Origin of the sequence: Bacillus sp. JJ1562 (genome assembly GCF_036962705.1) — a bacterium.
Classification (GTDB): domain Bacteria; phylum Bacillota; class Bacilli; order Bacillales; family Bacillaceae_L; genus Ferdinandcohnia.
The window spans coordinates 95,896-105,573 of the sequence record NZ_JBALOQ010000016.1; the positions used below are offsets into that span (position 1 = coordinate 95,896).

A 9,678-nucleotide genomic window follows, 5' to 3' on the forward strand; every position below is an offset into this window, starting at 1 on the left:
AACGCCCCCATAATGGGGGCGTTGTTTCTATATCAAATACGCCTTGGCGTATTTTCGCCCAGATTTTTTCGAGCTTTCTCGAAAAATTTCCATTGAAAATCTGTGGCATCCGCCGGAGGCTTTAACTTTATTCAGACAAAGTTTGATTCGACAAATAAATTGGAAACTATTAACATCTATCCCCACTTAGTAACGTTGGGGGATTTACTGAATAAAGTTATAGAACAGTTGCAGCTGGTTCTTCAAAGATTAATTCTTTAATTTGATTTTTTTCGTTCATAATCGCTACTCTTGGCTTGTGATCTGCCAATTTTTCCTCAGGTACAATCGCATACGAGATGACAATTATGACATCCCCCTCTTGTACAAGACGAGCGGCAGCACCATTTAAACAAAAAACACCGCTTCCTTTTTCACCAGGGATAATATATGTTTCAAGTCGAGCCCCATTATTATTATTTACAATTTGAACTTTTTCATTAGCGATCATTCCGACTGCATCTAATATATCTTCATCAATCGTAATACTACCTACATAGTTTAAGTTTGCTTCTGTAACATGTGCTCTGTGAATTTTTGCGTTCATCATTGTACGAAACATGATGCTCCCCCTTGAATATCAAATGCGACTCGGCGTATTTGCGCCCGATTTTTTTAGAGCAAGCTCGAAAATCCCCTCTGAAAAATCGTGGCATCCGCCGGAGGCATTAACTTTATTCTGCAGAATAAAAGTTAATAAATATCTTTTACATCAAAAGTAATATTATCAATAAGTCTAGCATTTGTAAACTTGACAGCTATAGCAATGATGATTTTTCCAGTTAGCTCAGAAAGGTCATCAAGCTCAGGATAACTATACATTTCGACATAATCGATAACTCCTGATGTATGTGCTGTGATATGTTTATTTATTAATTCTTTAATCACTTTTGGATTTCGTTGTCCCTTGTCTATTTCTCGTTTTGCAATTTGGAGACTTTCATATAGCCTTGGTGCTTCTACTCGCTCTTGTGAAGTTAGATTCACATTACGAGAGCTTTTCGCAAGTCCATCCTCTTCCCGAACAATCTCCACCGGTACAAGTATTATTGGGAAATTAAAATCTGTGATTAAACCATCGACTACTGCTACCTGTTGTGCGTCTTTTAACCCAAAGTAAGCTCGGTCTGGCTGTACAATATTAAATAATTTGACAAGTACAGTGGCAACTCCGTCAAAATGACCATTACGCTGTCTACCACATAATACATTGATTCTTGAATGGACGAGTGCTGTTAAAGACATTTTTGTTGGATACATTTCTTCTGTACTTGGGTGAAACAGTACATCTACACCGTTGTTTTCTGCAAGTTTTCGATCTCTTTCAAAATCACGTGGATAGGAATCAAAATCCTCATTTGGACCAAATTGTAGTGGATTCACAAAAATACTCACAGCTAACACATCATTTTCGCTTCTCGCCTTATTCATCAAGGTTAAATGCCCTTCATGAAGATACCCCATTGTTGGTACGAATCCGACTGTTTTTCCCTTTTGCTTCAAAGATTTCATATATTGCTGCATTTCCTTGATTGATGTGATAACTTTCATGTTTATTTTCCCCCATAAAGGCTAGCAAGCTCTTCTTCCTTCATTGTGTACGTATGTTTTTCTTCTGGGAATGAATGTGCTTTTACCTCTGCTACATAATTTGAAATTCCTTGTAATATTGGTTCATTCACTGAAGCATATTGTTTTACAAACTTTGGAACACGATCAACCCCATATGAAATCACATCATGGAAAACGAGAACCTGGCCATCTGTCCGATTACCAGCACCAATTCCAATGGTAGGAATCGAAATGCTGTTTGTCACTTTTTCACCTAATTGTTTCGGTACACATTCCAATACTAAAGCTATTGCACCCGCTTCTTCGACTTTTTTCGCATCCTCGATTAGCTGCCTTGCACTTTCTGCATCTTTTCCTTGTACCTTATATCCACCTAAAACACCGACTGCCTGTGGTGTAAGCCCTAAATGAGCAACAACAGGAATTCCTGCATCTGTTAAAGATGAGATCGTATAGATGACGTCCTTTGCTCCTTCAACCTTAACAGCATGCGCACCAGACTCTTGAATAATCCGCGCCGCATTTTTCAAGGTTTCAGAACGTGAAACATGATAAGACATAAAAGGCATATCTGTTACAATAAATGTATCCTTAGCACCACGTTTTACGGCCTTCGTATGATGAATCATATCATCTACCGTTACTGGTATTGTAGAATCATAGCCTAATACAACCATCCCTAATGAATCACCTACAAGGATCATATCAACTTCGGCTTCTTCCGCAAGCTTAGCAGATGGATAATCATAGGCTGTCAGCATGACGATTGGCTCTTTCGTTTGTTTCATTTTCAAAAATTCTGTTGTTTGTTTCATCATTTTTCCTCCTTTTGGCTTTAGAAAGTGAACAACCCTTCTTTAAGTCGCCTTGCTCAAGACTCTCCTTGAGTTTCCTAAAAGAGGAGATGAAAAGACCGATTCTTGATGGTTTTTATGAAGTAAAAAATCCTTCTTTCAAAAAGAGAAAGAAGGATTAAACATGAATAAGTTCGGTAAATTTCATCCCTCTGTCCCAGTCCAATGGATCAAGGCAGAATACAATTGTCAATTACTTTGGTAAAAAATAAAGCTTTGGTGCAGTTCCATAAAGGATACCACCCATTACTATGAATTATATAAAAAATTCACATTTTTTTCTATACTTTATTTTTTAGGAAGTTCAATATCTGCTGAATAGATATGATGCACATCCCCTGCAGCATCCTCAAGAAGCAATACACCTTCCTCATTGATGCCTATTGCTTTTCCTTCTATCGAACCAGAAAGAGTTCTAGCAATTATTTGTTTCCCAATGCTTGTCGCATAGCTTTCCCATAATAGCTTCACAACCTTAAAGCCGTGCTGTAAATATTCCTTATACAGCTTTTCGATTTTTAATAATATCACCTGAATTAATTTAGCTCGGTCAATTTTTCCGCCCTTTTCAATTGCTAGTGAACTCGCTATGGAATGTAGACTCTCAGGAAATTGGCTCAATTCCTGATTCACATTGATACCAATTCCAATAATAACTGAATTAATTCGATCTGTTTCAGCTTGAAGCTCCGTTAAGATGCCAACAATTTTTTTTTGATGAATTAATATATCATTTGGCCATTTAATATCTGGCTCTAACCCAGTTACCTCTTGAATCGCCTGGACGACACCTACTGCAGCTAACAATGTTAATTGTGGTGCTTGTGATGGTGGAATCTGTGGTCTTAAAATCATACTCATCCAGACTCCAGTATGTTTTGGGGAGTACCAGGCACGATCTAATCTACCACGACCTGTAGTCTGTTCTTCTGCCACAACAAGAGTACCTTCGATAGCACCTTCATACGCTAATTTGTGTGCAATTTTTTGGGTAGATGTTACGGATTCCTCAAAATGAATATTTCGCCCAAAACTTTTAGTTTCAAGACCTAGCTGGATTTCATTGCCACTAATTTTATCTGGCTTCGAAATGATTCGATATCCAAGTTTTCGAACGGCCTCTAGTTCATAACCTTCATTTCTTAAATCTTCAATATGCTTCCATACGGCAGTACGCGAGCATCCAAGTTGCTCACTTAATTTTTGACCAGAAATAAATTCTCCGTTAGCACTTGAGAAGACTTCTAACAATTTTTTTCTTATTTCTGATTGCATGATAGAAGCCACTCCTTTATTTTTCCCTTGTTATTTTCCACTTTGTTTTCCAGAATTCCATTTTCAACTTTCTCATAAAGATCCGCTACCCATTTCCCTGGTTTTTGATTGTACCAGAGTAAAAGATCTTCACCTGTAATCAGTATATCAGAGCGTTGTTTAATGGGTAATTTACAAAATTCCTGAAAGGGGGACACTTCTTGATGTACACCTAATACTCCTAGAATTCTTTCAATCTGTTGGATACAATCTGCTCCACATTCGTACAAAAGACGTTTGTTCCAGCCCTTTTGCAAGACTTTTTCAAGACAAGCTATGTTTTTAACAGCTTGCTCAATTATTTTATTCGGTAGCTTCCAAAGTCGTAAAAAAGCCTTTATATCTTCTTTGTTCAATAAATAACAAACAAGTGTCCAATACTCAGCTCTTTCTTGAAGTTGATTCCATTTATATAAGGAGAAGCGTTCTAAATGGTGAGTTTCCTCAGCTAAACCAGGTATATATTGATATAACTTGGTGTTTATTAAGATTGGAATTGCAGCTTGGCAGCTTGGACCACTAAGTAATTTTTCATATTCTATTGTAATCCGCTCAACTGAAATCTTTTTTAGTAATGACGCATTTTCCTTGATGGCTAACTCCGTTTCCTTACATAACAAAAAGGACAATTGGCTTAAAAATCGAACAGCCCTCATCATCCTTAATGCATCTTCAAAAAAACGTTCGTTAGGGTTACCTACTGTTTGAATTCGTTTCTCTTCAATCGCTTTCTTTCCACCGAAAGGATCGATGATGTCTCCATCAATCGTCATGGCAATCGCGTTCATTGTAAAGTCTCTTCTTTTTAGATCTTCGTGAAGGGAGGTGACAAATTCTACATGAGAAGGTCTCCGGAAATCATCGTACCCCTCCTCGGTTCGGAATGTGGTTACCTCATATTGTTCATCCTTATGTAAAACAATCACCGTACCATGAACCGCACCAACATCAATGGTTTTTGGAAATATAGTCATTATTTGTTCTGGTCGTGCAGAAGTTGCGATATCGATATCACCAATTGGTCTTTGTAAAAGATAATCACGGACTGAACCACCGACAAAATAAGCCTGATAGCCGTTTTTATGTAAAGTTTTAAGAATTGCTTTTGCTTTTACAAAAGGTCCATCCATAATCGAAAGCCCCTATCAACGTTTATTCGCAAGGATAGAATAATATAAATCCTCATAATCATTTACAATTCGCTCATAATTAAACTTTTGTTGAACAGATCTGATTGCCTGTTTAGACATTTTTTTATGTAAGTTAGAATTCTTTAATAATGCGATGGATTTGTTTGCGATGTCTTCAATATCGCCAGGCTCACAAATATAGCCATCTACACCTTCATCAATAACCTCTGGAATGCCGCCCACATTTGTCCCGATTGTTGGAACCCCACAAGCCATTGCTTCAATTAAAACTAGTCCGAAGCTTTCTTTTTCAGACAATAATAGCTTTAAGTCACTAATTGAATAAAGTTCTGGGAGATTTTCTTGTTTTCCTAAAAGGAGAACTTTATCACCCAGTCCGAATTTGTTAATTAATTTGCAGGCAGTGGTTAATTCCGGTCCATCACCAACTAATAATAGCTTAGATTTTACTTCTTTTTGAATCAGGTTAAATGCATGAACAACATCTGGAACTCGCTTTACCTTTCGAAAATTGGAAACATGGATGATGATTTTTTCATCTTCCTCGATCCCATACTGTTTTCGTAAATTAGTTACATTCCGTTTGTAGTAAATTTTCTCGTCCACAAAATTATAAATCGTTTTAATCTCTTTTTTCGGCTCAATTAATTCATAGGTTTGCTCAACTAGTGATTTTGAGACAGCCGTCACTGCATCTGATTGTTCAATTCCGAACCGAATCAATTCAGTTAGAGATGGGTCATAACCGAGAACTGTAATATCTGTGCCATGAAGGGTGGTTACAATCTTTACATCCCCTCCAACCATTTGCTTCGCTAAATAGGCACATGCTGCATGTGGAACTGCGTAATGTACATGTAAAAGATCAAGCTTCTCCCTTTTTGTAACCTCTGCCATTTTACTTGCTAATGCAAGGTCATAAGGTGGGTATTTAAAAACTGAATATTGATTCACTTCCACCTCATGAAAATAAATATTTGTATAGATTTTGTTTAGACGAAACGGAAGACTTGAAGTAATAAAATGAATTTCATGTCCTTTTTCTGCAAGTAGCTTCCCTAGCTCTGTCGCTACGATACCCGAACCCCCAACTGATGGGTAACAGGTTATCCCGATTTTAAGTTTCATTACAATCTCCCACTTTTAGTTAAATCCAAATATGTACATCTTTTATGGTTTTGAAGGCTTATAGATTAGCGCCTTCTTGTCTGTCACGGATGATTTCACGCCATGAAAAAAATCCTTTTTCAAGTCCGTGAATTAGTACCTCTGCCGTTCCCATATTAGTTGCTAATGGAACTGAATACACATCACATAGTCTAATCAATGCGGTAACATCTGGTTCATGTGGCTGAGCAGTTAATGGGTCTCTAAAAAAGATCACCATATCCATTTGATTTTGTGCAATCATCGCACCTATTTCTTGGTCACCGCCTAGTGGGCCAGATTGAAAACGGTGGATTTTTAATCCCGTTGCTTCAGAAATGCGCAAGCCTGTTGTTCCAGTCGCGAACAATTCATGCTGTTCTAGAATTGATATATAAGCTGTTGAGAATTGTACAAGGTCTGTTTTCTTTTTATCGTGTGCAATTAAAGCGATTTTCATTGTTTTGCATCCCCTTATTCGATGATATTTTCTAACCCGTACACTAAAACATCAAGATTCATTACGGTGTCAACAGATAATTTAATTCCTGACATGAAAGAAGCACGGTTGAAGGAATCATGACGAATGGAGAGCATTTGTCCATTACCACCAAACATCACTTCTTGATGTGCGACAAGTCCCGGTAAGCGTACACTATGTATGCGAATTCCATCGTACTCAGCACCGCGAGCTCCCTGGATGGTTTCTTTTTCATTAGGATGCCCTTGCTGCTTTGATTCCCTAACTGTTGTTAACAGTTCTGCTGTCTTCACAGCTGTTCCTGATGGCGCATCAAGTTTTTGGTCATGGTGAAGCTCAATAATTTCCACGTCTTGAAAGTACTTAGCAGCCATTTGTGAAAATTTCATCATTAGCACGGCACCAACTGCAAAATTAGGAGCGATAATTGCACCTACTTTACGTTCCTCCGCCATAATTGACAGTCTATCTAATTCTTCTTTAGTGAAGCCTGTCGTGCCAACTACAGGACGAACCCCATGTTCAATGGCTACTTCAGTGTGGTATTTACCCGTTTCAGGTGTAGTTAAATCAATCAACACATCTGGTTTTGCTTTAGAGAAGCATTCTAAAATATCCGTAAAAATAGGAACATCTACATTTGAGAAACCTTCTACATCACTTAATGACTGACCATTATTTTTATGATCGATCACACCAACAAGCGTAAAATGCTCTGTTGCTTGAACAAGGGCAACTGCTTCTTTTCCCATTCTACCCCTTGGACCAGCAATTACGATTTTAATTGTATCCATGTTGTCTTCCCCTTTATTTGTTAGAGTCAATACGTGTCCATCTATCTTTATCTCTTGTATTAAATTTGTTCATAACTGTATTATGTGCGTCTTCTAGGTCAATGTTCAAGGAATTTGCAAGACAAATCAGAACAAATAATAGGTCACCAGATTCCTCAGCCATGTTTTTTTGCGTTTCGGTATCTTTTTTAGGCTTTTCACCGTAGTAGTGATTGACTTCTCTCGCAAGTTCTCCTAATTCCTCTGTTAACCTTGCAAGTAATGCAAGCGGGCTAAAATAGCCTTCTTTAAACTGGCCTATGTACTCATCTACTTCCTGTTGCAGCTGTTTCATCGTTTTATCCGCCATAGTTATCACCTCTATCGTTTCTATTCCTATGTTAGCTTAAATTATAGAGTTTTGACAAATAATTCTTTTATACGACATGATTTGTTTGTTTTTCAACCATACTTTATAATGAAGTGGCAATTATTACTATTTCGGGGGTATATTACTTTGAAGTTCTCCATAAAAAATGTTATTTTCATTTTGTTGGGATCCGCCATCTTTTCATTTGGAATTGTGCATTTTAATATGCAAAATAATCTAGCAGAAGGCGGATTTACGGGAATTACACTTTTGCTTTATTTTTTATTTAATATTGATCCGTCCTATACGAATTTGATTTTAAATGTACCACTGTTTTTTCTAGGATGGAAGCTACTCGGTCGTGTTGCATTTTATTATACACTTATCGGTACTATAAGTGTTTCAATTTTTTTATGGTTCTTTCAACGTTATCAATTTGATATTCCACTTGATGGAGACTTAATGCTGGCAGCATTATTTGCGGGAGTATTTATTGGTGTTGGTCTTGGAATTACTTTTCGATATGGCGGTACAACTGGTGGGGTTGATATTATTGCTAGGCTTGTTCGAAAATATGTTGGCTGGCCAATGGGGCGGACAATGTTTTTATTTGATGCGGTTGTTATTACGGTTTCTCTAATTTTCTATCTATCTTATCGTGAGGCAATGTACACGTTACTTGCTGTATTCATTGGGGCAAAGGTAATTGATTTTATGCAGGAGGGAGCCTATGCTGCAAGAGGCGCTATGATTATTTCAGAAAAGAATAGTGAGATTGCTGAAAAGATTTTACATGAGATGGAACGAGGAGTAACGATCTTAAAGGGAATGGGTTCGTATACGAAGCAGGAGAAGAATATTTTATATTGTGTTGTCGGAAGAAGTGAAGTTGGACGTTTAAAGCAGGTGATAATCTCTGTAGACCCACATGCTTTTGTTTCAGTTAGTGATGTCCACGATGTGCTTGGGGAAGGGTTTACGTTGGATGAGAATAAAAAGCCGATTGAACGGTGATTATCGGGAAGAAAAAGGAATTTTAGCTCATTCGTCTGAATCCACAAGCTTCACACGCCTTTCAGCAAGCTGAAAGGCTAGCCAAAATGCGAAAAAAACACAGATAAAAAGCCGGTTATCCTTTAGGTAACCGGCTTCCATGTTTATTCTTCTGAACGAGCCATTCCTGTGTACATTAAGATCAATCTCAATAGTTCTAGTACCGCTACTGCAGCTGCTGCAACGTAGGTTAGTGCTGCTGCGTTTAGAACTTTCTTTGTTTCGCGCTCTTCATCGTTTCTTATGATGCCTGCTGAGACGATTTCGCTCATCGCTCTTGATGAGGCATTGAATTCAACTGGTAGTGTAACTAACTGGAATAACACTGCCGCTGCCATAAAAATAATTCCATATAGCATTAAGCTTGGAATTGTGAAAATCATACCTGCAATGATTAAAATCCATGAAAAGTTTGAACCAATGTTCGCTACCGGTACAAGTGCATGACGGACACGAAGGAATGCATAATTTTGTTGGTCTTGAATCGCGTGTCCGACTTCATGGGCAGCTACTGCCGCACCTGCAATTGAGTTACCGTAGTAGTTGTTTGTTGATAATCGAACAACTTTTGATCTTGGGTCATAATGATCTGAAAGTACACCAGGTGTTTCTTCGATTCTTACATCATATAAACCATTTTGATCAAGTATTCTTCTTGCTACTTCCGCACCTGTCATTCCTGACGAAGATGAAATTTGCGAATACTTCTTATATGCACTCTTTACTTTGATTTGTGCATATATCGGAATGATAATGATCAAAGCAAAATAAACTAGAATCATTTTTTATCCTCCAAACTATAGTATACTTTAATTTTAGTTAGAGTCCGACCTATTGTCAATTGTCTTGCTTACAAAAAATTAATATCAAATACGACTTGGCGTATTTGCGCCCAGATTTTTTAGCCCCACACGAGGTGGGTCAC

General features: G+C 37.7%; 11 protein-coding genes. 1 reads left to right on the forward strand and 10 read right to left on the reverse strand.

The annotated features are described in order from the left end of the window. Positions 1–217: 217 nt before the first annotated feature. The 9 genes from panD to V7097_RS10310 form a co-directional block, all read right to left on the reverse strand. A complete protein-coding gene (panD, locus tag V7097_RS10270; protein WP_335703516.1) occupies positions 218–601 on the reverse strand; it encodes an aspartate 1-decarboxylase in 384 nt (127 codons plus the stop codon). A 131-nt stretch (positions 602–732) separates the two neighbouring features. After that, positions 733–1,590, reverse strand: a complete 858-nt coding sequence (panC, locus tag V7097_RS10275; RefSeq protein ID WP_335703517.1) for a pantoate--beta-alanine ligase — start codon at positions 1,588–1,590, stop codon at positions 733–735. A 2-nt stretch (positions 1,591–1,592) separates the two neighbouring features. Beyond that, a complete protein-coding gene (gene panB / locus V7097_RS10280) occupies positions 1,593–2,426 on the reverse strand; it encodes a 3-methyl-2-oxobutanoate hydroxymethyltransferase (protein ID WP_335703518.1) in 834 nt (277 codons plus the stop codon). A 327-nt stretch (positions 2,427–2,753) separates the two neighbouring features. Then, positions 2,754–3,740 (reverse strand): biotin--[acetyl-CoA-carboxylase] ligase, encoded by a 987-nt coding sequence (locus V7097_RS10285; protein ID WP_335703519.1) that lies wholly within the window; start codon positions 3,738–3,740, stop codon positions 2,754–2,756. Beyond that, entirely contained in the window at positions 3,725–4,909 is a 1,185-nt protein-coding gene (locus V7097_RS10290; RefSeq protein WP_335703520.1) for a CCA tRNA nucleotidyltransferase, read from the reverse strand. Before V7097_RS10290 ends, V7097_RS10285 begins: the two co-directional genes overlap by 16 nt. Positions 4,910–4,924: 15 nt before the next feature. Beyond that, positions 4,925–6,058 (reverse strand): N-acetyl-alpha-D-glucosaminyl L-malate synthase BshA, encoded by a 1,134-nt coding sequence (gene bshA / locus V7097_RS10295; protein ID WP_335703521.1) that lies wholly within the window; start codon positions 6,056–6,058, stop codon positions 4,925–4,927. A 58-nt stretch (positions 6,059–6,116) separates the two neighbouring features. Beyond that, positions 6,117–6,536 carry a methylglyoxal synthase gene (gene mgsA / locus V7097_RS10300; protein ID WP_335703522.1) on the reverse strand — a complete coding sequence of 140 codons (420 nt, stop codon included), beginning with the start codon at positions 6,534–6,536 and terminating at the stop codon, positions 6,117–6,119. Between the two features lie 14 nt (positions 6,537–6,550). Further along, entirely contained in the window at positions 6,551–7,351 is an 801-nt protein-coding gene (dapB, locus tag V7097_RS10305) for a 4-hydroxy-tetrahydrodipicolinate reductase (RefSeq protein ID WP_335703523.1), read from the reverse strand. 13 nt (positions 7,352–7,364) lie between these two features. Then, positions 7,365–7,700 (reverse strand): nucleotide pyrophosphohydrolase, encoded by a 336-nt coding sequence (locus tag V7097_RS10310; RefSeq protein WP_335703524.1) that lies wholly within the window; start codon positions 7,698–7,700, stop codon positions 7,365–7,367. Between the two features lie 108 nt (positions 7,701–7,808). Between V7097_RS10310 and V7097_RS10315 the strand changes: the two genes are divergently transcribed. Next, positions 7,809–8,714, forward strand: a complete 906-nt coding sequence (locus V7097_RS10315; protein WP_335703525.1) for a YitT family protein — start codon at positions 7,809–7,811, stop codon at positions 8,712–8,714. 143 nt (positions 8,715–8,857) lie between these two features. Here the strand turns inward: V7097_RS10315 and V7097_RS10320 are convergent, their stop codons facing one another. Beyond that, a complete protein-coding gene (locus V7097_RS10320; protein ID WP_335703526.1) occupies positions 8,858–9,535 on the reverse strand; it encodes a zinc metallopeptidase in 678 nt (225 codons plus the stop codon). Positions 9,536–9,678 lie beyond the last annotated feature (143 nt).